This window comes from Variovorax sp. AC103 (genome assembly GCF_979254005.1).
On sequence record NZ_CEEDFC010000027.1, the window covers coordinates 12,752 to 38,190 of the forward strand.

Annotated in this window: 13 protein-coding genes; 2 read left to right on the plus strand and 11 right to left on the minus strand. The window is 66.4% G+C overall.

Annotation, left to right across the window (positions count from 1 at the left end; translation table 11 throughout):
• Position 1 precedes the first annotated feature (1 nt).
• From AC0IYU_RS29960 to AC0IYU_RS29985, 6 genes are all read right to left on the minus strand, one after another.
• Positions 2–1,723: a ShlB/FhaC/HecB family hemolysin secretion/activation protein gene (locus tag AC0IYU_RS29960; RefSeq protein WP_472124920.1), complete on the minus strand. Its 1,722-nt coding sequence runs from the start codon at positions 1,721–1,723 to the stop codon at positions 2–4.
• A 38-nt stretch (positions 1,724–1,761) separates the two neighbouring features.
• Positions 1,762–2,361: a hypothetical protein gene (locus AC0IYU_RS29965; protein ID WP_472124766.1), complete on the minus strand. Its 600-nt coding sequence runs from the start codon at positions 2,359–2,361 to the stop codon at positions 1,762–1,764.
• Positions 2,362–2,480: 119 nt separating this feature from the next.
• The gene (locus AC0IYU_RS29970; protein WP_472124768.1) at positions 2,481–2,669 is read right to left on the minus strand and encodes a DUF4926 domain-containing protein; all 189 of its coding nucleotides are present in this window, start codon (positions 2,667–2,669) and stop codon (positions 2,481–2,483) included.
• A gap of 11 nt (positions 2,670–2,680) precedes the next feature.
• Positions 2,681–6,049 carry a hemagglutinin repeat-containing protein gene (locus AC0IYU_RS29975; protein ID WP_472124922.1) on the minus strand — a complete coding sequence of 1,123 codons (3,369 nt, stop codon included), beginning with the start codon at positions 6,047–6,049 and terminating at the stop codon, positions 2,681–2,683.
• A 48-nt stretch (positions 6,050–6,097) separates the two neighbouring features.
• Positions 6,098–11,884, minus strand: a complete 5,787-nt coding sequence (locus tag AC0IYU_RS29980; protein WP_472124771.1) for a two-partner secretion domain-containing protein — start codon at positions 11,882–11,884, stop codon at positions 6,098–6,100.
• Positions 11,885–12,222: 338 nt separating this feature from the next.
• Complete coding sequence (locus AC0IYU_RS29985) at positions 12,223–12,495, minus strand: hypothetical protein (RefSeq protein WP_435438459.1); 273 nt, start codon at positions 12,493–12,495, stop codon at positions 12,223–12,225.
• Positions 12,496–12,633: 138 nt separating this feature from the next.
• Between AC0IYU_RS29985 and AC0IYU_RS29990 the strand changes: the two genes are divergently transcribed.
• Positions 12,634–12,870, plus strand: coding sequence for a hypothetical protein (locus AC0IYU_RS29990; protein WP_435438458.1), 237 nt, complete (start codon positions 12,634–12,636; stop codon positions 12,868–12,870).
• Here AC0IYU_RS29990 and AC0IYU_RS29995 read toward each other — a convergent pair.
• Positions 12,851–15,394, minus strand: a complete 2,544-nt coding sequence (locus tag AC0IYU_RS29995) for an excinuclease ABC subunit UvrA (RefSeq protein ID WP_472124773.1) — start codon at positions 15,392–15,394, stop codon at positions 12,851–12,853. The genes AC0IYU_RS29990 and AC0IYU_RS29995 overlap by 20 nt on opposite strands.
• Positions 15,395–15,537: 143 nt before the next feature.
• Between AC0IYU_RS29995 and AC0IYU_RS30000 the strand changes: the two genes are divergently transcribed.
• Positions 15,538–15,744, plus strand: coding sequence for a hypothetical protein (locus AC0IYU_RS30000; RefSeq protein ID WP_472124776.1), 207 nt, complete (start codon positions 15,538–15,540; stop codon positions 15,742–15,744).
• 42 nt (positions 15,745–15,786) lie between these two features.
• On the opposite strand, the gene AC0IYU_RS30005 is transcribed toward AC0IYU_RS30000, so the two are convergent.
• From AC0IYU_RS30005 to glgX, 4 genes are all read right to left on the minus strand, one after another.
• A complete protein-coding gene (locus tag AC0IYU_RS30005; protein ID WP_472124780.1) occupies positions 15,787–16,110 on the minus strand; it encodes a cell envelope biogenesis protein TolA in 324 nt (107 codons plus the stop codon).
• Between the two features lie 98 nt (positions 16,111–16,208).
• Positions 16,209–21,383 (minus strand): malto-oligosyltrehalose synthase, encoded by a 5,175-nt coding sequence (locus AC0IYU_RS30010; protein ID WP_472124925.1) that lies wholly within the window; start codon positions 21,381–21,383, stop codon positions 16,209–16,211.
• A gap of 1 nt (position 21,384) precedes the next feature.
• Positions 21,385–23,235, minus strand: a complete 1,851-nt coding sequence (treZ, locus tag AC0IYU_RS30015) for a malto-oligosyltrehalose trehalohydrolase (RefSeq protein WP_472124782.1) — start codon at positions 23,233–23,235, stop codon at positions 21,385–21,387.
• A gap of 2 nt (positions 23,236–23,237) precedes the next feature.
• On the minus strand, positions 23,238–25,400 hold the full coding sequence (gene glgX, locus AC0IYU_RS30020; RefSeq protein WP_435484184.1) for a glycogen debranching protein GlgX: 2,163 nt from the start codon (positions 25,398–25,400) through the stop codon (positions 23,238–23,240).
• Positions 25,401–25,439: the final 39 nt, after the last annotated feature.

The window sequence follows — 25,439 nt, forward strand, 5'->3', positions numbered from 1 at the left end:
ATCAGAAGCTTGCGTTCAGATTGAAGCCTAGCGTGACCTTGGCCGTGCGATAGCCCTCCGGTTTGCTGATCGGCGCGCCGACGAAGAAGTCGTAGCTCAGCTTCGTCCACTGGCCGCGCACGCCGATGACGGCGCCGGTCAGGCTGCGGCCGAGAAGGTCGGCGGTTGAACGCCCACCGACATGACCGTAGTCCATGCCCGCGTACAGCTCCGCGCCGCTCTGCCCCATCGCCCAGCCGATGTCGTTGCGAATGAGCCAGCCGCGCTCGCCCAACAGACTCGTCTCGCCATCGAAGCCGCGCACCGTGTAGCGTCCGCCGATGGCGAAGCGGTCTTGCGGCGTCAGCGGCGTGCGGTTCCATTGGGCGCGGATCAAGCCGGAGTAACGCAGCTTCTGCTCGCCGAGCTTGAATGGGGCGTTGAGGCTGATGTCGGCGGTGTAGAGCTTCAGGCGCGACGTGCCTTCGCCGAACTCTTCTTCTGGCGCGGCGCGAGAGCCGAAACCTCCTGTGCCACGCTTGTAGGCCAGCGTGCCTTCGAGCGTCGCATCGCCGATGAACTCCTTGTGGTTCAGGCTGAGCTCCCACCCGCCGACCACGCGGTGCTGCACCTCGATCTCGGTGTCGTCCACGAAGTTGCGTGATTCACGGCGCCAGCCCTTGACCGCCACCGTCGTCTTGCGGCTCTGGTCACGGTAGAGCAGGCGCGAGAGCTTGACCTCGGCATTGTTGGTCTTGCCGGCGTAGACGTAGTTCTGGTTCAGGCCCGCGACGCTTTGGTGGTACTGGCTGTTGGAGGCGGTGAGGCCCAGGAGCCAGTAGCCGTAAGGCAGCGAGTAGTGAACGGTCTGGCCTTCGGTGCCTTTGGCTGGGTCACCGAAGACGTGGTTGTTGATGCTGTGGTTCGCACTGACGTAGAACAGGTCGTTCAAGCCGAAGGGGTTGTCCAGCGACAAGGTTGCGCCGGATTGGTAGCGGCCCGTGGCCTCGGTACCGCTGTCGTCCAGGCTCAGGGTGACGCGCCACTTCTTGGATTGGACATACTTGACGACGAGGTCGCTGTCGCCGGGCTTGGCATTGGGGGCGGTCGAAGGTTCGATCTGGATGTCGGCTTCGGCAGTGGGGGCGCGCTTGAGGTTTTCCAGGCCTTGCTCGATGTCGCGCAGGTTCAGGAGATCGCCTGGGCGACCCGGGATTGCGGAGGCGAGCAAGGCGGAACTACCGAGCAGCGCGGACGAAGAATCGGGCGTTCTCCGAATGGCTGCGATGCGGCCGGGCACCAGGGATAAGGTCAGCGTGCCGGTCGACAAGTCCTGCGGCGCGGCCAGCACGCGGGTGGTGACGAAGCCGCGAGCAATGACCGCTTGCTGCGCACGCGCGAGAACCACGTTGACGCCAGCTGTGCCGAGGCAGCGGCCGACCGGAGAATCATTGCCTTCGGGGCCGGACAGGTCGGCAACGGCCCATTGGAAGGATTCGGATTGCTCGCCGACCAGCAGCACGCGGTCGATGCGGAAGCATGGAGACTCGGACTCGGGGATGCGTTGAGCCGGCGCAGCCGGTGCGGCCTGCGGACGCTGGTCGACGGTGCGCTCGTTCTGCTCACGCAGCGCACGTTCGCGTTCCTGTTGGCGCTGCTGTTCGACAAAGGGTTGCGGTGTGGTGGGTGACTGCTGGGCCAACGCCACCAACGGTGAAACGACAAGGGCTGCGGCCACGGCCATGCGCATGCGCCGATGCACGCCATTGGAAGGGATCATGATCAGCGCTTGAACTCGACCATGCGGACAGCAAAGGGCTTGCCGGAGAAGCCGCTCACAGTGCCATCGGCGCCAAAGAGGATATCCACCGACTCATCTTCCTGGGTCGTCCAGTACCGCCAAGTGTTGGCGTTCAGGTCCTTGGCGTCGTTGCGCGACGGGTAGCTGAGCGACATCAGCACTTGGGGGCGTGTCATGCCGACCACGACCTTGGCCGAGTAGACGGCCTTCTGCACCTCGGGGCTCCACGTGGCAAGCGCCACCTTGGGGTCTGTCGGAACAACTATCTGGTGCGTCCAGCGCAGCATGTCTTCCCTGCTGCGTGCCGTGTCATCGCGCAGCGAGACGTAGTCGCCGCCAATCGTGCCGTAGGCGTAGCGGTCGCGCTTCAGGGTGTCGATCACCACGGGCTCACCGGCCGGCACGATGGCGCCGCCCAGCATGTTGGTGCTGGAGACCCAACCGTAGTCGGGGCGCAGGTTGCAACAGGTGTAGCCGCTGATGGGCGGAGAAAGCTTGGTTGCGCAACCGGACAGAAGAGCACTTGCGACGAGCGTGGTCCCTGCAACGATTTGAATGGACTTGGGGTACAGCAATTTCATTGTTTTTATGGTTCTACTTGTGATGAGCCCTTAGGCATCATTCGATTGAATGAAATTTCAGAGAAATTTCTTGAAATCTTCGACAATTTAAAAAATTGAAAAACCAATTTCAACTGAGTTCACGGTATTTTTATTTCCTCAAGAAATTTCTCCGAAATTCCAAGCTGCACCTTTGTATCTCCATTGGGAAAGGAAAATTCAACCTCATAGTTTCCTTGTCCATAATCTTCAACTACATATCCAACATCTCCAAAGCTCAGCTCGTCGCAAAAATCCTCAGGACCCACAAATCGAACTTTGGAAAACATTTCAAATGGCATTATCGCCCCCTGGAAAATCCAGAAAATGGTGTATTTAATTTAATTGAACCGTCGGCCAAAATCATCCATCCCGAGACTAAGTAACTCTTCTTTCCTTCGGCTGCACCTTGTCCGGGCAATTCTATTTCTATGTCTATGCGTTGTCCAAAAGCATCTTTGCGCCCGAGTTTGAACTCTCCGCTAGCGAACTTTTCCGCAGCTTGTTGCTCCCACATTTTTGTCAATTTCTGGGAGTCTTCCAGCGAATAGCCAAGCGACTCGAATACGGCGTTTTTGCCGTGATCAGCTCCTGGCTTAAATATGTATTCCGCAAACTTCCGCTCGTCCGCCGCAGCGGCAACGGCATGTCCGCTAGCCCCCGCATTCCCTGCATTGCTGGCAGTCGCACCAATGGCGGCAGCTCCCGCGATATCCTTGAAGACAGTCTCATCACCAACCGCCAGGGCCGCTCTGGCAATGCGTGAGTTCAGCCCGATCACGTCAGTTTGATCAGTGCTGATCCCCTTCGCCTTCATGTCGGCCCGTACGGCCTGTAGTTGAACTAACGATCCGGCCGCGCAAGTGGTATCGCCCGGGGCGCATTGATCGAACGATTTCATCACGTTGATCGCGGTGATCGTCGTCTCCGCCCGATCACTCACGATCCGGTCATAGCGAGCATTGACATCGTCGGTACAGCTCTTCACTCTCCTGCATGCTTCGATGTTCTGATCCTTCGCTTGCTGCTCTTGGGTGTTCAGACCACCAACGTTTCGAGGATCAAGCGAGTTCAGTCGGTCCAGCCGCTGATCTGCCTCGGTGTAGTTGAACAAGGTCGCGGTCTGTGCATTACGAAGCAACGTCAGCGCACGGGTGTATTCGTCGTTCTTGTTGGCGGCGACCGCTTGGTCTGTTTCCTGTAGCGCGGCTTTCGCAGGATCACCGTCGCGCTTGCCATCTGCGCAGTGCGTCAAGTAGCAAGCAGCATCTGTCAACTGCTGCTCCAGGACCGGATCACCGTTTGCCAGTTGCTTGATCTTGGCTTTTTCGTTTTCGTGCAAAAGCCGGTTGTTGACAGTCGCGTTGTTCGCAACTGTTGCGCCCAAACCTGCGTTCCCGGTTGCTGCACCCACTGCCGCACCCAGCATGGTCGAACTGGCGATCAGAAGTTCAGAGAACTCACGATTCGGCGTTCCATCGGCGTTGTACCGATAGATGCCCTGGCCGTTCAGAATCTTCTCGATCTGCGGCGACAGTGCTTCATTCAACGCCCCCGCCACCGCGCCCGTCAACGCACTGCCGTCACCGATCCTCGCCTGAATGACCCCAGCGATGGCGTGCAGCACGATCTTTTCCGTGCCGCCTTCTGCCCACCCTTGCTTGGCAGCCACATCGCCAATGACGTTGTTGATAACGCTGCCCACCAGTTGCGCAGCCCGTTGCCGATCCTGCGCTTGCTGCTGCAGCCTGGGAATCTCCTTGGCCTGCTGCAGTGTCAGCGTGTTGACCAGCGCCCCGTTGGCGGTCGCAGGATCGCGCATAGTCAGCGTCGCCACGTTCTCGGCGCTCTTGTCGTCGATCTCCTTGTTGCCCGTGCCCGTGATCTTGATGTTGCCCGGACTGATGACGCTCAAGGTCTGGCTGGACTGGCTGTTGTCCGCCGGCAATCCAGCACCGCCATTGAGGTTGGCCAACGCGGTGTTGGTCACGCTCCTGGCCGCGTTGGTCAATGCACTGGTGCCCTGCTGAACCGCGCCTGTGGCATCGGTGTAACTCCCGCTGCTGAAACTCAAGCTCACCGCATCGTGGCTCGCATTGGTGCTCTGCTTGTTCTCCAGATCACTGGTAACGAGACTGGCGGTCGTCAGGCTGTTCTTGTCCTTGTCCGCCGTGCTGGTGATGGCCGCGCCCACGAGCGTGGTGCCGCCCTTGACGGTGAGGTCATACCCGCCGTTGCCCGCGGCGATTCCACTCTGGCCAGTTGCGCTCTGGTAATTGTGGTTGACGTCGCTGCTGGCGTAGTCGACCTTCGCCGTGACGGTCTCGCCATAGCAGATCGGCGGGATGCACAGACTCAAGTCCAGTCCACGGCTGGACTGCTCACTCGAATAGGTGGTGACATCCTGCAGCGTCTTGATGTTCAGGTTGCCGCCCACATCGGCCTTGACGCTGTCGCCAGCCACCTGCGCGCCGATCATGTTGAGGTCGCCGCCGCTCTTGATCTTGACGGTGTCGGTGGCGGTCACGAGCGTGTTGTCGAAGTGAACCTCGAAGCCGTTGGACTTGCCCTTGCTGGTCCCCGCGTTGCCCTGGAAGCTGATGCCGTTTTGCGCCCCGAAGCCCACGGTGACGCCGCCACCGAATGAAGTCCCGGAACTGTTGCCCAAGGTCATCGCCGTGTTCACGGCGGCGTTCAGGTTGATGTCTCGGGCCGCGTCGAGGCTGATGTTTTTCGCTTGCAGCTTGGCACCCTGCATGTTGATGTCCGTCTCGCGCGCCGTGATGTCTATGCTGCCGGCCTGGATGTTGGTGCCGCGCTGATTGGTGTAGGCGTCCGCGCTGGTCGAGCGCGTGCTGCTGCGCTGCTCGCTGGCACTCACTGCGAACGCCGCACCGGCGGGGTCGCCGCCTCCGCCGGGCGCCGTCACACCTTGGATGCCGGTGGTCAAGGAGCCACTCGTGGCCAGCTTATAGGCGTCGTAGCCGGCCTTGAGCTCCAGCGCGCCCTTCAACCGGCTGTCGTCGGTATTGCGTGCCTTTTGCGCGTTGTCCCAAACGCTGGTGATGAGGCTGCCCACGGTGCCGCTGAGCTGGGCACCGATGGTGTGGCTCTTGGATTGCGAACTGTGCGTGCTCTGGCCCGATGAGGTGGCCGCGTTCAGGTTGACGGCGTTGCCGGAGACAGTGACCTTGTCCTTGGCCAGCAGGTCCGCGCCTTCGGTGGTGACGTTGCCCTGGCCTGTTCCCTTGTACTGGGGGTCCAGGCCCGCCACCATGGTGAGGTTGCCGCCGTTGGCGCTGAGCAGGCTGGTGACGGCAGTGCTGGTGGTGCCGGTGCCGTTCCCCGAGCCTTGATTGTTGGCGTACAGGGTGTAGCGTGGCGCCACGCCAGTGGCTGCGGGGGTGACGCTGCGGCTGTAGCCGCTGCTGGTCGTCGCGGAGACGGACGTGTTCTGCGCCGCCAGGACGTCGATGTTGCGGCCGGCGTTGACGGCGATGTTCTTGTCGGCCAGCACGTTGCTGGCGATGATCTGCGCATCGCGCCCGGCGTCGATGCTGACGTTGCCACCGCTGATGGTGCTGCCGACCTGGGTCGTGCTGGCGCCGAACTCGGTCTGGTTGCTGGCACTGGCGTTATAGCCCTGGCCGTAGAGGAAGCTGTCCTTGATGCCCGTGAAGCCGTGCTGGCTGGATCTGGCGACGGTGCCACCTGCGCTCTATTCCTGGGCGCTTTCGATACGTACATCGCGCCCCGCACTCAGGGAAAGCTGGTCTTGCGCACTGACATTGCTGCCGCGCACCGTGAGGTCGTTGCCGGCCAACAGCACGACATCCTTGCCGGCCAGGCTGCTGCCGATCACCGTCGTTCCGACATGTGCATCGGTCTCGCTGCTCTTGCTGCTTGAAAGAAGCTTCTTGCGCGACGAGTTGCTGATGCTCAAAGAAGAGTCAGTGGCTTGTCCGGCATCGATGCGGATGTCATGCCCGGCGGTGACCGCCAGGGTACCTGCGGCGAAGACACCTGCGGCTCTGGCGTTGACATCGTTGCCGGCCACGAGGGCCACGCTGCCGCCACCTTCGATGCTGGTGCCAATCTCCCGGCTCTTGGAGGACGCGATGCTGACGCCATTCCTGGCATTGCCTCTGCTGGCAAGCACGGTGCTCGATTCGGTGACGGTGCCGAGGTTGACGTCACGCCCGGCCTTGACCAGGGTTCGGCTGTCCTCGCCACCATTGGCGAGGATTGCACCGACGAGGTTGACATCGCGCTCGGCTGAAGCAAGCAGGATGCCGCCGGGGTTGCTGACGTAGACACCGGCCACGCGGTCTACCGCAGTGCTGCCCAGCGTGCTCTGGGCGGTGGTGCGGATGTTGATGTCCCTGCCTGCGGTCAGCAGGGCCGCGTCGCGCGCGTCAACGGTTCCTCCGATCAGGTTCAGGTCGGTGTTGGCGTTGAGGGCGACACGGCCTCCCGAGATGCGCCCTCCCAGATTGTTGATGTTCTCTGCATCAATCTTGACCAGGCTGCGACCAGCGATGGTGCCTGTGTTGACCAGATCGCCCGTGCTCTTGATGACCGTCGCATCGGCACTCAGGAGCGCCCCGGAGCCATCGATGTCGCCGGGGCGCACATGCACATAGACCTGCGGCACGAGGACGCGTTGCGTCGTTCCATCTGGCAGGGTCACAGTCTGTTCGACCAGCCAGACGATATCGCTGGTCAACTGCGCCATCTGCGCCGGGCTCAAGCCGATGCCGGGGCGCAGGCCATACTGCTTCGCGAAGGTCGCACCAGCGTTCATCAACGCGGTGTACTGAGCTTCGTCGTCGTTGAAGCCATCGAGATACCGATAGCCCGTGAGCTGTGCCACTTGCTCGCGGATGAGCTTTTGTTCGTAGAAGCCGTCGCCCAGGCGTTTGAGGATGTTGTTCGGGTCCTGGCCGAGGCTGTTCAGCAGGTAGTCGCTGCTGAGCCAGTTGCGGTAGTTCGCAAAGCGCGGATCGGTCTCGATCAGGTAGTTGCCGCCCGCATGAATGCTGAACAGGCTGGCATTGGGGATGCGCGTGTTCGGCATGCTGGTGCGCACGACCATCGGCACGCTCCCGCTGGTGCCGGCGGAGCCAGTATTGGCACGGACCTCCACCACGACGCCGGGCGGGATGCCGCCGTTGGCGCCACTGCTGCCGCCCGCACCACCGGCACCACCGCCGACCGGGGCTGCCCCAGCGTTATAGCCGGTGGTGGCGTTGATGTTCTCCTGGCGCTTGTAAGCACCCAGGGGGATCGTCTTGGGCGCAATGACAATCGGTATGTTCGCCATCTGCAACTGACCCGTGTTGTCGTACACCGTCGCAGAGCCGGCAACCTTGAGTTGACCGGTCATTTGCTCGGGCACGTAGTCATTTGCAGTGATCGTGCCGCCGGCCAGCACCTGGCTGTCCTGGTTGTACAGGCGGCCGTTGACGTTCATGTTGCCGCCCGCGACGAGGTGCGCGGGGTCCACGTTGATCGCTGTGTCTTCGGTGGTCGTGATGGCGTTGTTCCAGATGCCGTAGCCGCCAGTGCCTACAAGTTCGCCGGTATCCTTGCGATACACAAAGCCGTTGACAGGATCGACGTTGACCTCGTCCAGGGTGTAGGTCGTGGTCCTGCCGATGCCGCTGCCGACAGGCGTGACCGGCGAGATGCCAATCAGCAGGCTGGGTGTCACCGTCGGTGTGCCCTTCTGAATGTGCACGTCGCGGTTGTTGATGTTGGCCATCGAAATGTCCATGTCACCTATGGACTCGATGTCCGCGCTCAGATTGTTGAGCACAGCGCCTTGTCCAGTCGCTTGGCGGTTGCCATCGAGTGCTCCGCCGATGTACATGCTGCCCTGGCTGAAGATCAAAGCGTGCTCGCGGTTGGTGATGTTCGCAGCGCCGATGTCCAGATCGCCACGCGCGGCAATGGTCCCTGCCTTGGTCACGCCGTTGATCGTCTCGGTGTCGTTCTCCAGCGTTCCGGTCGCAATGGAGATGTCGTCGCCGTAGATGCGGCCCGTGCCGATATTCTTCAGCGTGCCCGCCGCTGCCACATTGATCTGCGTCTTGCCCTTGCTGTCGATCAGGCCGCGGTTGGTCAGCGTGCCGCTGGCATTGACCGTGGTGTTCGTGCCCGACATTTCCGCGTTGACTGTGTTGTCGACATCGTTGCCGCCCACGGTGAGGGTCTGGCCGGCCAAGAGCTTGCCGTTGTTCGTGAAGTTGCCGGTGGTCGTGTAGCTCAGGTTGCCGTTGGCGGCCACTTCGCCGTTGTTCACGATGTCCTGCGTGAGCGCGATGCTCAGATCCTTGCCCGAGATGGCCTTGCCGTCACCGCTGAAAGTTGCGGCATCGACTTTCAGGCTCTTGTCCGCGACCAGGGTGCCGTTGGTGTTCACGACGTTCAGTGTCTTGGCCGTGGGGTTGGCCGCGTTGGGGTCCACGATGGCGAGGGAGTCACCGGCCGAGAGCAGGCCATCTACGTTCGACACCTTGCCGCCGCTGGTGATCGTGGCGTTGACGTCCGCGCGGATAGCTCCCGTGTCGTTGGTCAGGTCGCCGACGCCGATGGTGACGTTCTTGCCTTCGATGCCTTGGCCGGTGCCTTGGGTGTCGTTGTTGGAGATCGTCGCCGCATTCAGGCTGGTGGTGCCGAGCGAATGAATCAGCCCCTTGGAGTTGATGATGTTCGCGGCGCTGATGCTCAGGTCGCCGGTGGCGGCGGTCGCGTCGCCACCATTGGCGATGACCCCAGAGGTGTTGTCCACGGTGCCGGCAACGGTGATGCGGCTTGCTCCGGCACCGGTCTGCACGATCCGGCCGCTGCGATTGCTCAAGGAGCCCGCATCAACGGTGATCTGCTTGGCACTGGTCGTGCCGCCATCCTGATTGAAGGCGCCTGAAATGGCGACGGTTAGCGCGCCATTGGTCGTGATCTGGCCGCCGGCGCCGCTGAAGCTTCCGCCCGCGATGTTCAACGTGCCGGTACCGGCGTGCTCGATCCTGCCGGAAGCATTGCCGATGCTCGCGGCTTGCAGAGTGAGGTCCTGGCCGTTGCTTGCGATGAGCCCGCCATCGTTGTTCAAGGTGCCGCTGATGGCGATGCTCATCGCGCTCGTGCCAGTCTGCACGATCTCGCCAGCGTTCGTATTGGCGATGTTCGAGACGTTGATCTGCAACTGCCCGGCGTTGAGCTTGCCGGCGTCGTTCACGAGGGTTTGCGTCGCCTTGCTATTGGCCGTGACGCTCAAGGTGCCAAGCGTGACCACCGTGGCCTTGCTGGTGATCACATTGCCTTGCGTCGCCGTGATGGCAATGTTCGCCGCACTGGTTTGCTTGCCTGACAGATCAACGCTCGCACCTTGCAGCGTCGCGTTCCCTGCCGCGAGGTTCGTCCCATTGGCGACCAGCGCGCCGGAAGCGGTGACGCGCAGATCGCCGGCACTGCTAAGCTTCCCATCGCTCTGGATGCCCGCACCGAGCACTCCCGTGCTGCTGCTCTGCAAGCTGCCAGTCGTGATCGTTGTATTGCGCCCGGCTGTGACGCTGCCGTCGTTGTTCATTGCGCCGCCGACCGCGACGTTGACATCGTTCCCGCCGCGCAGGCTGCCGCTGTTGGCGAGCGAGCCGGCCTGGACGCCCAGGTCCGTTGCCGCGCTGATGGAGCCGCCGCTGCCGTTCCCAAGCTGGTTGGTCACTGCGACCTGCACGCCGGCCTGCGCCGACTGAATGCTGCCCTTCGTGTTCTCGAGAACGGCGGCAGTAAGCGTCAGCCCTTGATTGGAAGCCAGGGTGCCGCCACTGTTGGTGATCGCACCGCCGACGCCGGCCGTCAATGAGCCGGTTGCAGAAACGGTGCCGCGCGTGTTGTCAGCCTCGCCCCCGACCGTGAGGTTGGCATCCGTGGCGCTCGTGAGCGTGCCATCGACGTTGATCAGATCGCCGCTGGTGGCGATGCTCAGGCTGCCTGCATTCAGCTTGCCGCCGCTGTTGTCCAGCCGGCCCACGTTGGCACTGAAGCTGTTGCTGACGTTGAGGGTACCGCCCGCGTTGCTGAAGTTCGGTCCTGTGACCGCCATCGTCGCAACGTTCAACGTGCCGCCTGCGTTGTTGATCTGCGGCGTGCTGAGCGTGATGGGGCCGCCTGTATAAATGCGGCCACCGTCGTTCGACAGGGTGCCGCCTGCAGTGATGGCGCCAGGCGCCGGCGGGGTGTACGTGGCTGGCGTGGAAGCGCTGCCTGAGCCGCCGCTGTCGCCGCTTGTGGCCGATGGCGTCGTCGTCCCGCTGCCGCCGGGTTGAGTCGTGCCTCCAGTGCTCGCAGTACCGCCGCTGCTCGTGCCGGTACTGCCTGTGCCAGCACTCGCAGGTTCCGCGCCGATCACGCCACCATTGGTGTTGCTCAAGACCGGTGAAGTGATGGTGAGGCCGGCCGTGCTGGTCTGGCGAATCGTGCCGCCGCGGTTATCGATGTCGCCCGGGGTGCTCAATTCGACGCGCTGGCCTTCCAGCGTGCCGATGTTCTCGAGACGGCCGGCGGCCGTGACGACGAGCCCGCCTGCACCGGCGCCGATGCTCCCCGCATTGCGCACACCCAGGCCCGCCTCCGTGCCGATCAGGCTGATCTTGTTCGCATACATGCCCCCCAACGCCGCCACATCCAGCGCATACGTCGGCACGGCACCGGTCCCCGCAACAGGCGTGACCTGCCCCGAATCCACCGACACCTGGTTCGCACCCGCCACGACCTTCAGCTCGCTCGCCCAGATGCCCGCGTTCACCTGCACCGCACGCGCCAGGATGGCCGCGTAGTCCGTCTTGCTGAAGTCGAGCCCGGCGCCGTCGATGGTTATGGTCCCGCCCCGCACCAGAAAGCTGTCGAGCCCGCCCATCGCATTGAACTGCGGCGTGCCCGTGGTCAAGGTGGCGCGGCTCGCGTTGATGAAGCCGCCGCCATCCACGCTGATGCCGGCCGGGTTCGCGATGATCACTTCAGCACGCTGGCCGCCGACCTCGATGTACCCGCGCAATTGGCTCGGCGAGCCGCCGTTCACTTCATTGACGATGATGCGGGCCGCACCGCCCGCCATGAACGGATTGCCCTGTATGAACCCGCCCAATTGCGTCTGGACATTGGCTCGGCTGTTGTTCAGGATCGCGCCGTTCGCGCCGACATTGAACTGGTTGTAGACGTTTCGCGAAACGCCTGCCGCGGAAGGCGTCTGCACATTGACCAGCGGAACACCATTCGGTGCCATAAGCACGGTCGGGCGAAGGTTGCCTGGGACGTTGGGCGCGCCGACGATCTGGGCATGCACGGCACCTGCCATCAGCAACGCAGCGACAACGCCGAGCACAGCACCACTGCTTGCGCCCGTGGACTTGCTCGCCCCCTTGCCCGTGCTCCTGGCGGTCTCCTGGACCACCATGCGCATCCCCCTCGCCGCGTTAAAGACAACGCGGTGCAACTGCTTGTTCATGCCCGACACTCCCCAAATATTCTTTTGTGAATTCGCAACGCGTCTGTGACAAGACGCGTATTTCGGGGGCGATTATGGGAGGCAGTTACATCTCAACAAGGCATTTCGTCACGATTTGTAATGGTTGCTGAAAAACTTTAGCGGCCATGTACTTCCTATGAATTACTTTGCCGGCAATTTGAGTTGCGTATTGACGTCAATCGGGTCTGGTGCCGACCGCAGGCGCGGCGAAATGCCGCGCAATTGCCGGCACTTGTCGGTGGCGCCGGATGGGCGATGGGCGGCAGGGCGCGTTCGGGTTGCAGCCCCAACCCGAGGTTGCGAGCTTGTTCACCCGTTCACAGCTGCCCCTGCCCGTCCCCGGTACGGTCATGCACCCATCGCACGGCCTGCTGCTCCGCATGCCGCAGCGCCTCGGCCTCGGAGCCGTACGACGCGTTGTCGGTGTCGTTGGGCAATTGCGTGTCTTCGCCGTCGGGTGTGGGCGCGCGGCACACCACCACGGGCCGGTAGGTCTGGTCGTTCAGCCGCTCCGCGCGGCACAGGAAGAGCCGCCCCTGGTAGCTGAATGTGATGAGTCGTTCTTCGATGGCGGGGGTTTGCGTTTCCATGGCGCGCGTCCTTGTTTCTATGAAGCCGACCATCAATCTGCGCCGCGCCTGTACGCCACTGTGTGAGAGACGGCCCACGCCGGGCGTCGGCAATGAAGCACCCGGCCCGGCCCTTGCGGTGAACTACGGTCTTCAACCATGGAAGACCTACTCTCGCTGATTCAATGGCCGGCCTTTGCCGCTTCGGTTGTCGCCGCATGGCTTGTCGCGTCGCGCGAGAAGTCGAAGCGCAACGTCGGTTTCTGGGTCTTCCTGCTGAGCAACGTGCTCTGGGTGGCGTGGGGCCTGCACACCAGCGCGTGGGCACTGATTGCGTTGCAGGTGTGCCTGGCAGGGCTGAACATCCGCGGCCTGTTCAAGACCGAGGACGATTGAGTGGCACCCACTCGCGCAGATAAGGTCCGGTGCGCCCGCCCGATGCAGCCACCTGCGCTGGCGACCCCGCAGCCACGATGCGCCCGCCCTCGCCCCCCGCTCCCGGCCCCATGTCGATCACCCAGTCGCATGCGGCGACCCAGCGCATGTCGTGCTCCACCACGATGACGGTGTTGCCCGCGTCCACCAGCCCGTTCAGTTGCACCATGAGCTTGTCCATGTCGGCCGGATGCAGCCCCGTGGTGGGCTCGTCGAGCACGTAGAGCGTGTCTCCGCGTTGCGCGCGCTGCAGCTCTGTGGCGAGCTTGATGCGCTGCGCCTCGCCGCCCGACAGCTCCGTGGCGGGCTGGCCCAGCCGCAGGTAACCCAGGCCGATGGCGCGCAGCAGGCGCAACGGCCGCTCGATGGCGGTGTCGGCCTCGAAGAAGGCATGCGCCTCGTCCACCGTCATGCCCAGCACGTCGGCAATGGTCTTTCCGCGCAGCGTCACCTTCAGCGTCTGCGGATTGAAACGTGAGCCGTGGCAGGTGGGGCACGGCGCGTACACGCTCGGCATGAACAGCAGCTCCACACTGACGAAGCCCTCGCCCTCGCAGGCCGGGCAACGTCCCTTGGCCACGTTGAACGAAAAGCGCCCGGCGTCGTAGTGCCGCGTGCGCGCGGCCTTGGTCTGCGCGAACAGCTTGCGCACCGCGTCGAACAGCCCCGTGTAGGTTGCAAGGTTCGAGCGCGGCGTGCGGCCGATGGGCTTCTGGTCCACGCGCACCAGCCTGCGAATGCGCTCCATGCCCTGCACGATGCGCCCGGCCGTGCGCTGCGCCACCACCGGCGCGGCCTGGGCCTCGCCGTCGGGCTCGTCCGCCGCGGGCGGCTCGTGGCCCAGGTGCGCGGACACCAACTCCACCAGCGCCTGCGTCACCAGGCTGGACTTGCCCGAACCCGACACGCCCGTGACCGCCGTCAGCACGCCCAGCGGAAATTTCGCGGCCAGGCCGTTCAAGTTGTTGCGCGTGATACCGGCCAGCTCGAGCCAGCCGGTGGGCGTACGGTTCGCCGTGGGGCGCGGCGTGGGTTCGCCGAAAAGATAGTGCGCGGTGTGCGAGCCCTGCACGCCGCGCAACCCCTCGGGCGGCCCGCTGTACAGCACCACGCCGCCCTTCTCGCCCGCCTCGGGCCCCACGTCCACCAGCCAATCGGCGCGACGCATCAGCGACAGGTCGTGCTCCACCACGAAGAGCGAATTGCCCGCGCGCTTGAGCATGTCGAGCGCGGAGACCAGCGCTTCGCTGTCGGCCGGATGCAGCCCTGCCGAAGGCTCGTCGAGCACGTACACCACGCCGAACAGGTTGGAGCGGATCTGCGTGGCCAGGCGCAGCCGCTGCAGCTCGCCCGGGGACAGCGTGGGCGTGCGCCGGTCGAGCGACAGGTAGCCCAGCCCCAGGCCCAGCAGCGTGCCCACCCGCTCCAGCAGGTCATGCGCAAGGCGCTGCGCGGCAATGCGCTTTTCTTGCGCCTGCCCCTTCAGCTGGCCCGCCGCCAGGGGCGCCAGCACGCGCGACAGTTCGCCCAGCGGCATCTGCGCCATCTCGCCGATGTCGTGGCCGGCCACGCGCACCGACAGCGCCTCTTTCTTCAGCCGCTTGCCCTTGCACGACGGGCACAGTGCGCCCACCATGAAGCGCGACACGCGGTTCTTCATGAGCGCGCTCTGCGTGGTGGCGAAGGTGTGCAGCACGTACTTGCGCGCGCCGGTGAAGGTGCCCTGGTAGCTCGGCTCCATCTTGCTGCGCAGCGCGGCGCGGGTTTCCGCGGGCGTGAAGCCGGCATACACCGGCACCGTCGGCTGCTCGTCGGTGAACAGGATCCAGTCGCGCGTTTTCTTCGGCAGTTCGCGCCAGGGCTTGTCGACGTCGTGCCCCAGCGTGACCAGGATGTCGCGCAGGTTCTGCCCGTGCCAAGCGGGCGGCCACGCGGCCACGGCGCGCTCGCGGATGCTGAGCGAGTCGTCGGGCACCATGGTCTGCTCGGTCACCTCGAAGACGCGGCCCAGCCCGTGGCACACTGGGCAGGCGCCTTGCACGGTGTTGGGCGAAAAGTCTTCCGCGTACAGCATGGCCTGGCGCGCGGGGTAGTCGCCCGCCCTCGAATACAGCATGCGCAGCAGGTTCGACAGCGTGGTCACGCTGCCCACCGAGGAGCGCGCGCTCGGCGTGCCGCGCTGCTGCTGCAGCGCCACGGCTGGCGGCAGGCCCTCGATGCTGTCGAACTCGGGAACGCCCGCCTGGTCGATCAGCCGCCGCGCATACGGCGCGACCGATTCTAGGTAACGGCGCTGCGCCTCGGCGTACAGCGTGCCGAAAGCCAGTGAAGACTTGCCGGAGCCCGAGATGCCGGTGAATACCACCAGCGCGTCGCGCGGGATGTCGACGTCCACGTTTTTCAGGTTGTGTTCGCGCGCGCCGCGCAGGCGCACGAAGCGTTCGGTGGAACGGTCGGTGGTGTGGTGAAGGTGGCTGGGGTCCATATGCGCCCCAGCGTAACGGGCGGCGCTTGAGTGCGGGTCGGCCCGCGGTACGGGCCCCTGTAGGAAGGCGGGCAGCTTGCCACGCTCATCGTCGCCGCGGGCCTACAGACACGGGCGGCAAAACGCGCCATGTTGATCACACCATGACACATCCCATCGAACTCACCATCTTGGAAAAGCTGCCGGGCGCATTTGTCTGGCAGTTGCTCGAAACCGACGACCGAGGCGAGCACCCGCACCTGCTGGGCGAAGCCTTCGACGCGGCGGACAGCTACGAGCTGGCACTGTCGGCGGGCCAGCGGGCGCTGAAGAGCGCAATTCGCGGCCGCGCCGTACCCAGCGCCGGCTGACGGCGGCTCGCGCCGCCGATCAGGCCGGCCGCGGGGGCCTGCTTACTTGGGCGTGCCGCCGGGCACGGGCTTCGGCTTGCCGGGACGACGCTCGTCGCGGGTCTCGGCGCGACGTTCACCGGCGACCGCCGCGCGGTCATTGCCGATGGCCCCGCCTTCGGGCGTCTTCGACTCGTCACCGCCCGGGGCCTTCACCAGGCCGGGGGTGCGGCGGTCCTTGCGGGCCTCGCCGGCCATGTCCGACTTGCCGGTGGCAACGCCCGGCGTGTTCGGCGGGACGGCCGCGCCGGGCGGGTTCGACTGGGCGTAGGCGCCCGTGGCGGCCATGAGGCCGGCAACCAACAGTGCAGGGACAATTTTCTTCATCGAAAGCTCCTGGGAAGGTAATGAAAAACGGACACCGAAGAATCCGTGCACGCCACTGCCGCCCACGTAGGAAATCGTCGCGTCAACACCGGCGCAATTCATGACGCGGCGCGCACCACGACGAAAGCGGCCCACGGCACATGACGCAATGCGTCTGACAGCGCCAGGGCATCGGCCCCCAACGTGAAGCGCTCGCCGGTCAGCAGGTTCTCGAGCACCTCGCCTTCAAGCCATGCGGGCAGTTGCACCGTGGTGTCCTGCCAGGCATCGCCTTGCGGCAATGCCTGCAGCGCCGAGGCGTCGCCCTTGCACAGGCCGACAAAAAACCGCCCCGCCAGCACCACCAGCGCCTGCGATCCATGCTGCCGCACGAAGGCCACGACGTGCCGCGCCATCGGCCCCTCGGCCGTGAGGCCTTCGTAGCTGCCTTCGCGGAACAGCTCGGGCTGCGCGCGCCGCAGCGACAGCAGCCGCCAGATGAACCACAGCTTGGAGCGGCCGTCGTGCGGTGCAGCGGCCAGGGCCTGAACGCGCCCCGCCAGGCCGGCACCCTCGGCTGCGTCGGCCATGCCGCGCAGCTCGTCGAGCTGCCGCTGCCGCAGCGCATAGTCCACCGGCCGGCGGTTGTCGGGGTCGACCAGGCTCAGTTCGATCAGCTCGCTGCCCTGGTACAGGTCGGGCACGCCGGGCGAGGCGTACTTCAGCAGTGTGAGCGTGAGCCCGTTCCACGCGCCGAACCACGACAGGCGGTCGGCCAGCCGCTGGATGTCCGACAGGCAGGCACCGGCTTCCAGGTTGGAGACGATGGCGCGCACATAGCCTTCGAGCGCGGCCTCGTACTCGGCGTCGGGCTGGGTCCACCGCGTGCGCAGCTTGGCCTCGCGCGCGGCCTTCTGCATGTACTGCCAGATGCGCTCGGCATACGCGGGCGCGGTGGCCGCGTCGAGCCCGCCCGGCGGCAGCGTGCCCAGCAGCGTCTGGTACAGCAGGTACTCGTCGGCGCGCGAAGGCGCGTCGTCGGCCTCCAGCTTGCGGCGCGTGTCGCGGCACAGGCCGTGCCAGCGGGTCAGCGCCAGCACCCAGTCGTTGGGCATTTCGGACAGCACGTCGATGCGGTTGCGCACGTCTTCCGAGCGCTTGTTGTCATGCGTCGAGGTGGCCAGCATGGTGTGCGGCCAGCGCAGCGCGCGGTCGGTGCTCAGCGCATGGAACTCGGCCACCTCGATGCCGAAGCGGTCGGGCTCGCCGCCCACCTCGTTGAGCGAGCTCAGCGGAAAGTAGCGGTAGAAGGCCGTGTCTTCCACGCCCTTGGCCGTGACCGGCGCGCTGAACTGCTGGAAGCGCACCGCAAAGCGGCGCACGCGTTCGGCCAGCGCGCCCGAGGCGCCCTCCACCGCCTGGCCGCGCAGCACCTGGCGCAGAAAACCGAACACCGAGCGGTCGGCATCGCTGCTCTGGCGGCGGGCACCGGCAATGGCCTCGTCGATGAAGCGTTCGTCCTGCGCGGACGGCCCGTCGATGATGTAGGTGCGGTACACCGGCATGCAGGCCGCCACGTCGGCCAGCGCGCGGCGCAGCGCATTGAGCGTGTAGTCGCGCGTGGCGCGGTCGGCGCGCGCAATGCGCAGCAGCTCGCTCGAGAGCATGTTGAGCTCCGAGGACAGCGCATTGCGCATCACCTCGCGACGCCCGGTCTGCGAGAGCGCATGAAAGCTCTGCGTCTCGCCGGTGAAGCGGCGCCACGCATGGCCGATGGTTTCTTCGGCCGCGGTGTCCACCAGCACGCCGTTGGCCACGTTGGCAAAACGGTAGCCGGTGGTGCCGTGCACATGCCAGCCCACGGGCACTTCCTCGTCGTTGGCGGCGATCTTCTCGGCCACCACGTAGAGCGGGCGCGACGGGCGGCCCTGCGCGTCGTGGGCCGGCAGCACCAGGCCCGCGCGGCGCGCGTAGCCCTGCTGCAGCTTCTCGAAGTAGCGCGCGGGGTCGTACAAGCCGTCGGGGTGGTCGATGCGCAGGCCGTCCACCTTGCCGGCGGCCGCCAGGTCGAGCGCGAAGGACTGCGTGGCCTCGAACACGTCGTCGCGCTCCATGCGCACGGCCGCCAGGTCGTTGATGTCGAAGAAGCGCCGGTAGTTGATCTCGTCCGTCGCCACGCGCCAGTAGGCCAGCCGGTAGGCCTGCCCTTCGATGAGCGCATGCAGCGCATCGCGCGCGGCGGGCGTGGCCAGGTTCAGCTCGGCCACTGCCGCGCCCAGGGCACGCTGCACCGACGGGTGCCGCTGCGCGAGCCGCGCCAGGCGGGCCTTCAGCAGCTCCTTGTCGCGCGCGCGTTCGGCGCGCTGCTCGGGGTCGACGGCATCGCGGCCCGGCAGGTGGCCGAACGCGGCGGCAATGCTGGCGAGCGCGGCGGCGTCGTCGGCCGACGCGTCCAGCTGAGCGAGCGCGCGCGCCATCACTGTCGGGTAGCGCTCGGGCGCCAGCGGAAAGCGGTGGTCGAAGTACCTGAGCGCCAAGCCGCCGAGCTCGGGCTCGAAGTGCAGCACCAGTTCGCCGCTGGCCAGCACCTCGCCGTAGTGGCCGCCCAGCACGGGCAGCAGCACCTTGCCGGTGAGCTCCACGTTCAGCGGCTGCCAGTCGATGTCGAAGTGCTGCGCGTACAGCGAGGCCGGGCCGTTTTCCAGCACGTCCATCCACCATTCGTTGTCGGCGCCGAACACGCCCATGTGGTTGGGCACCATGTCCAGCAGCTGGCCCATGCCGTGCGCCTCCAGTGCCTGCACGAAGCGCTCGAAGCCTTCCTCGCCGCCCAGCTCGGGATTGATCTCTTCATGCGCCACCACGTCGTAGCCGTGCATGCTGCCCGCCCGCGCGCGCTGGATCGGCGAGCAGTACACGTGGCTCACGCCCAGCGCGGCCAGGTACGGCAGCACGCGAATGGCGTCGTCGAAACCGAAATCCTTGTGGAACTGCAGCCGGTAGGTGGCGCGCGGCACGCAAGCCTGCAGGTCTTGCGGCGCGACGGCGCGGGTGCGCGAGCGCAGGCTCGGGCGCACCGCGCGCAGCTGCGCGGCAATGCCCTGCATGCGCTCGCTCTCGGCCAGCGCGCGCAGCGGCAGCGGCAGCTTGCGCCGCCAGTTGGGCTGCTCGTTCACCGTGCCGGGCATGTTCGCCTGCTCCACGACGCCCGCCGCATCTTCCAGCTGCACCATCATCAGCGCCGACGGCGCGGCTGCCAAGTAGGCATGCACGGCCTCCACCACGCGCGTGGGCGGCACTGCCTGCCCGGCCGCCTCGGCGATCTCGTCGCGGCTGAGCAGGCCGCCGCGCTCGGCCGCCAGCATCAGCTGGATGCGCTCCTGCGCGCGGTCGAGCAGCTGCTTGTCGAACACCCGCTCGTCGGGGAACAGGCCCAATTCAAGCCGCACGCGCAGGTCGTGGCCGGCCCACCAGCCGGCGAAGGTGGCCAGGTCGTGCGTGCTCACCGCGACCAGCGCGGCCGGCGGGTAGGCCTCGGGCGGCTTGAAGCCGCCTTCGTGGTGCTCGTGGTGCTGGCCGTCGAACTTCTCGAAGTACAGCAGGCGGTACGACAGCACGTCGGCCTTGGCCAGCGCCTCGCGCACGGCGTCTTCCACCGTGCCCAGGTCTTCGCCCACCACCATGCAGCGCTGGCGATGGCTTTCGATTGCAACGATGGCCAGCATCTCGTCCAGCGGGTAGTACACGTACGCGCCGTCGTGCGCGCCGCGGCCCGGCGGAATCCAGAACAGGCGCATGAGCCCCATCACGTGGTCGATGCGCAAGGCGCCCGCGCCGCGCATGCCGGCGCGCAGGGTCTGGATGAAGTAGCGGTAGCCGTCGGCCCGCAGGCTGTCGGGCCGCAGCGGCGGCAGGCCCCAGTTCTGGCCGGCGGGGTTGAACTCGTCCGGCGGCGCGCCGATGGCCGCGCCGGGCGCGAGCACGGACTGCGCGGTCCAGGCGTCGGAGCCGGCGCGGTCCACAGACACCGCCAGGTCGACGTACAGGCCGATGCCCATGCCCACCGCCTCGCAGCGCGCCGCCGCCTGCGCCAGCTGGCGCGCGGCCTGCCACTGCAGGAACTGGTGGAACTGCAGGCGCTGCGCATGCTGCACCGCAAACGCCGTCACCTCGGCCGAGTCGGGGTCGCGGTAGGCCTCGGGCCACACCGGCCAACCCCACATGCCGGGATCGGCCGCGAGAAAGTGCGCATGCAGGGTTTCGAACAACGCATGCTGCCGCAGCGCCTCGCCGCCCTCGGCCACGAACGCCAGGAAGGCCAGGCCGGCTTCGTCGGGCTTGCCCAGCTCGGGCAGGTGCGCTTCGCGGAAGTGCTCGAACAGCAGCGCCAGCACCTCGTGCTTGGCCGCGGCCACGCCCGGCAGGTCGACCAGCGGCTCGGCGCGCAAGGCCGCAAGCCGGGCCTGGAAGGCGGCGGAGCGCACCAGATGGCGCGCCGGCTCGCACTCCGCAAAGCCGTCGACCGCCTCCACGTCGATGTAGAGCACGTTCAACTGCTGGCGCGACGACGGGCTGTACGGGCTCGCATGCGCCGGGTTGGCCGCGAACAGCGCATGCAGCGGGTTCAGGCCGACGATGTCGGCGCCCTGCGCCGCCATGCGCGTGACCAGTTCGTCGAGGTCGCCGAAATCGCCGATGCCCCAGTTGCGCGGCGAGCGCAGGCTGTACAGCTGCACCGCCGGGCCCCACACGCGGCCGCCGTCGCGCACGGCCGGCGGGCGGTAGCAGTGGCCCGGCGTGGCCAGCACCAGCGTTTCGCCGGGCAGGCCGTCGATGTGCAGTCGGTGGTAGCCGGCCTCGAGCGCCAGCGTCATGGGCAGCACGCGTTCGCACAGCCACTCGCCGTCGCGCTCGGCACGCGCGGTTTCGTGCAGCGACGCGGCATCGGCCTCGCCTTGCTGCGTGCGGCCGGCTTCGTCGGTCAGTTGCCAGCGCAGCGTGCGCATCGCGTGCGGCACGCGCAGCGGCACCTGCCAGCCGGTGCTGCCCGCGGCCACCGCCGCCACCGGCGGCAATGCCTGCGCCCAGTGGGCGCGGCGCACGGTGTCGAGCGCGTGGTGCGCGTCGGCCGCGCTCTCGATGCGCACGCCGAACTCCGCCAGCAGCGCGAGCAGGCTCTGCGCCGTGGCCTCGCGACGGGTGCCGAACGCATCGTTGTAGGCGGTGGCAATGCCGAAATGCGCGCACAGCGACCCAAGCACGCCCGCTGCGTCGCTGCGGAAAGCCTCGTTCATGTCATTCACCGTGCGAGTCCTCCAGCGTGACCAACACGGCGCCGTGTGCCAGCCGCAACGCGCCGCCCTCCTCTTGCACGCCATGGCTGTAGACCACCGCGCCGGGCGAGCCGGCAACCGCCGCCGGCTGCGCGCCGAAATGCGCCAGCATGTGCAGGCGGCCCGAGCCCAGGTCCCAGTGCACGCGCAGCGTGTCGTTCTCGCAGAAGAACACGCCGGCACCGGTCGAGCCGGACAGGCGCGGCACGATCAGCCGGTGGCGCAGGGCCAGCAACTGCTGCACCTCGTTGAACTGTTCGAAATGCATGCGCGCGCCCCGCTCGCGCCAGTTGAGCTTGGACGCGAGAAAGGTGGCCTCGGCGTTCGGGTCGGGAATGCGCGCACGCGCCGCCTCGTCCTTGAACGCGGCGAAGCCGCCGAACTCCGAGCGCCGCCCGTTGGACACCGCCTCGGCCAGCTCGGGCCCGAAGTCGCAGAAATACAGGAACGGCGTGGAAGCGGCGAACTCGTCGCCCATGAACAGCATCGGCACATGCGGCGACAGCAGCAGGCAGGCCATGGCCGCACGCACGCGCACCGGGTCGCCCAGCGCGTGGATGCGTTCGCCGAAGGCGCGGTTGCCGACCTGGTCGTGCGTCTGCAGGAACGACACGAAGGCCTGCGACGGCAGCCGCGTGCTGGGCTCGCCGCGCCGCTCGCCGTTGCGAAACGCCGAGGGCTGGCCCTGGTAGATGAAGCCTTCGGCCAGCGACAGCGCCAGGCGGCACACCGGGTCGTCGGCATAGTCGGCGTAGTAGCCGTCGCGCTCGCCGGTGGCCAGCACGTGCACCGCGTGGTGCAGGTCGTCGTTCCATTGCGCGGTGCCGGCCACGGGCAGGCCGTGGCCGTCGCGTGCAAGCATCGAGGCCTGGTTGGTGTCGTTCTCCAGCACCAGGTGCACGTGGCGCTCGCGGCCCGGGCCGGCCAGCACCGCCTCGCGGATCTCCTGCACGATGTGCGGATGCGAGCCGTCGCGGATGGCGTGAATCGCGTCCATGCGCAGCCCGTCGAAGCGGTATTCCTCGATCCAGTAGAGCGCGTTGTGCACGAAGAAGTCGCGCACCGTGCGCGCGCTCGGCCCGTCGAAGTTGATGGCCGCGCCCCAGGGCGTGCGGTGTTCGGGGTTGAAGAACTCGGGGCAGTAGCCGTGCAGGTAGTTGCCTTCGGGGCCGAAGTGGTTGTAGACCACGTCCACGAGCACCATCAGGCCCAGCCCGTGCGCCGCGTCGACCAGCGCCTTGAGCTCGTCGGGCGTGCCGTACGAGGCGTCGGGCGCAAACTGCAGCACGCCGTCGTAGCCCCAGTTGCGCTTGCCCGGAAAGTCCGCCAGCGGCATCAGCTCGACGGCGGTCACGCCCAGCTCGGCCAGTTCGCCGAGCCGCTCGCGCGCGGCGTTGAAGGTGCCTTCTGCGGTGAACGCGCCGATGTGCAGTTCGTACACCACCGCCTCTTCCCATGGACGTCCGCGCCAGGCGGTGTCGCGCCAGGTGTAGCGGCGCGGGTCGATCACCACGCTCGGGCCGTGCACGTCCTCGGGGTTGAAGCGCGAGGCCGGGTCGGGCACGGCCGAGCCGTCGGGCATTTCGAAGCGGTAGCTGTCGCCATGCGCCGCGCCGGGCAGGTCCAGCCGGTGCCAGCCGTCGGCGTCGCGTGCCATGGCGTGCGAGGCGAAGTCGCCCTGGCCCACGGGCCGGTGCGACAGCCGCACGGCGTGCTGCGACGGTGCCCACAGGGCGAAGGCCACGCCGCCATCGTGCGCGGTGGCGCCGAAAGGCATGGCATGGGTGTGAAGGTGATTGGATGGGGTCGACATGGTCATGGCCGTACGTCCGGCCGACTCAGCACGACGAGCGAGCGGCATTGCAGGGGATAGGAAGCCTCGGCCCACGCAGGGGCGAGCGAAGCGGCGTCTTGGGTGGTGGGCGGCGGCGTGGTGCTGGCGGTATCGACCAGCAGCCGCCACGCGCCGTGGGGCATCGGGGGCAGCGTGAAGGCGATCTCGTCGTGATGCGCGTTCAGCAGCAGCAGGAAGTCGTCGTCGTGCTGCGTCTCGCCGCGCGGCCCGCGGTCGGCAATGCCGCCGCCGGGGATGTACATGGCGATGCAGCGGGCGTTGGTGTCGTTCCAGTCTTCGGTGCGCATCTCTTCGCCGTCGGGCTTGAGCCAGTGCACGTCGGTCACGGTCTCTCCTGCGGCCGGCTTGCCCGCGAAGAAGGTGCGCCGCCGGAACGACGGGTGCGCGCGGCGCAGCGCCACCATGCGTTCGACGAAGGTGGTCAGCGCCAGCCGCTCGGGCGTGGCCGACCAGTCGAGCCAGCCGAGTTCATTGTCCTGGCAGTAGACGTTGTTGTTGCCCTGCTGCGTGTGGCCGCGCTCGTCGCCCGCCAGCAGCATGGGCACGCCTTGGGACAGCAGCAGCGTGGCCAGCAGGTTGCGCTTCTGGCGCTCGCGCAGGGTCACCACCTCGGGGTCGTCGGTGGGGCCTTCGACGCCGCAGTTCCACGACACGTTGTGGCTGTTGCCGTCGCGGTTGTCCTCGCCGTTGGCCTCGTTGTGCTTGTCGTTGTAGGACACCAGGTCGTGCAAGGTGAAGCCGTCGTGCGCGGTGACGAAGTTGATGCTCGCGCTGGGCTGCTTGCCCGACCAGCCGTACAGGTCTTGCGAGCCGGTGACGCGCTTGGCCATTTCGCCGATGAGCCCGCCGTCGCCCTTCCAGAAGCCGCGCATGCCGTCGCGGTACTGGTCGTTCCACTCGGCCCAGCCCAGCGGAAAGTTGCCCACCTGGTAGCCGCCGTGCCCCAGGTCCCAGGGCTCGGCGATGAGCTTCACGCGGTTGAGCGTCGGGTCCTGCCGGATGGCGTCGAAGAAGCCGCCGAGGTTTTCCACCTTGCCGGCCTCGCGCGCCAGGGCCGAGGCCAGGTCGAAGCGAAAGCCGTCGACGTGCATTTCCTCGGCCCAGTAGCGCAGCGAGTCCATCACCAGCTGCAGCGCATGCGGGTGCTCCAGGTTCACGGTGTTGCCGCAACCGGTGAAGTCGTCGTAGTAGCGGCGGTTCTCGGCGTTGGCGATGTAGTAGGAGGCGTTGTCCACCCCGCGCATCGACAGCGTGGGCCCGAGCTGGTTGCCCTCGCAGGTGTGGTTGTAGACCACGTCGAGAATGACCTCGATGCCTGCGGAGTGCAGCGTCTTCACCATGGTCTTGAACTCCTTCACCTTGCCGGAGGCGCTGTAGCGCATCTCGGGGGCGAAATAGCCGAAGGTGTTGTAGCCCCAGTAGTTCTGCAGGCCCTTCTCGGCCAGGTGCCGGTCGTTCAGGAAGCTGTGCACCGGCAGCAGCTCCACGGTGGTCACGCCCAGGCGCTTGAGGTAGTCGACCACCGGCGCGCAGCCCAGGGCGGCGTAGGTGCCGCGCAGCTCGGGCGGCACGTCGGGGTGGTTCATGGTGAAGCCGCGCACATGCATCTCGTAGATGACCATGTCCTGCCGCGGCACGGAGGGGCGGCGGTCGTCGCCCCAGGTGAAGGCGGTTTCGAGCACGCGGCCCTTGGGCATCAGCGGGGCGCTGTCGCGCCGGTCGAAAGACAGGTCTTCGCGCTTGCTGCCCACGGTGTAGCCGTACAGCGCGTCGCCCCATCGCAACTGGCCCACCAGGTCTTTCGCGTACGGATCGAGCAGCAGCTTGTGCGCGTTGAAACGGTGGCCCTCCTCGGGGCGGTAGGGGCCGTGCACGCGGTAGCCATAGGCCTGGCCGGGCCGTGCTTCGGGCAGGTAGCAGTGCCACACGCCATCGGTGCGCTCGCGCAGCTCGATGCGCTGCAGCTCGTGGCGCCCGCGCTCGTCGAACAGGCACAGCTCCACCTTCTGCGCATGCTGGGAAAAGAGCGCGAAGTTGACACCCTCCCCGTCCCAGGTGGCGCCGCGCGGATAAGGCTTGCCGGGCCAGATGGCCGTGATCGTCGGATTGGTTTTTCGTGTCATTCAGGGGCCGGGGGCAATCGAAGGCGGGGCAAGCTTCAG

What these genes read in the sequence shown, in the direction of transcription:
- AC0IYU_RS30000 (WP_472124776.1), top strand. Translation starts at nt 15,538, where the DNA reads ATGACACATCCCATCGAACTCACCATCTTGGAAAAGCTGCCGGGCGCA.
- AC0IYU_RS29970 (WP_472124768.1), bottom strand. Translation starts at nt 2,669, where the DNA reads ATGTTTTCCAAAGTTCGATTTGTGGGTCCTGAGGATTTTTGCGACGAG.
- AC0IYU_RS29995 (WP_472124773.1), bottom strand. Translation starts at nt 15,394, where the DNA reads ATGGACCCCAGCCACCTTCACCACACCACCGACCGTTCCACCGAACGC.
- AC0IYU_RS30005 (WP_472124780.1), bottom strand. Translation starts at nt 16,110, where the DNA reads ATGAAGAAAATTGTCCCTGCACTGTTGGTTGCCGGCCTCATGGCCGCC.
- AC0IYU_RS29960 (WP_472124920.1), bottom strand. Translation starts at nt 1,723, where the DNA reads ATGGCCGTGGCCGCAGCCCTTGTCGTTTCACCGTTGGTGGCGTTGGCC.
- AC0IYU_RS29965 (WP_472124766.1), bottom strand. Translation starts at nt 2,361, where the DNA reads ATGAAATTGCTGTACCCCAAGTCCATTCAAATCGTTGCAGGGACCACG.
- AC0IYU_RS30010 (WP_472124925.1), bottom strand. Translation starts at nt 21,383, where the DNA reads ATGAACGAGGCTTTCCGCAGCGACGCAGCGGGCGTGCTTGGGTCGCTG.
- treZ (WP_472124782.1), bottom strand. Translation starts at nt 23,235, where the DNA reads ATGTCGACCCCATCCAATCACCTTCACACCCATGCCATGCCTTTCGGC.
- AC0IYU_RS29990 (WP_435438458.1), top strand. Translation starts at nt 12,634, where the DNA reads ATGGAAGACCTACTCTCGCTGATTCAATGGCCGGCCTTTGCCGCTTCG.
- AC0IYU_RS29985 (WP_435438459.1), bottom strand. Translation starts at nt 12,495, where the DNA reads ATGGAAACGCAAACCCCCGCCATCGAAGAACGACTCATCACATTCAGC.
- AC0IYU_RS29980 (WP_472124771.1), bottom strand. Translation starts at nt 11,884, where the DNA reads ATGAACAAGCAGTTGCACCGCGTTGTCTTTAACGCGGCGAGGGGGATG.
- glgX (WP_435484184.1), bottom strand. Translation starts at nt 25,400, where the DNA reads ATGACACGAAAAACCAATCCGACGATCACGGCCATCTGGCCCGGCAAG.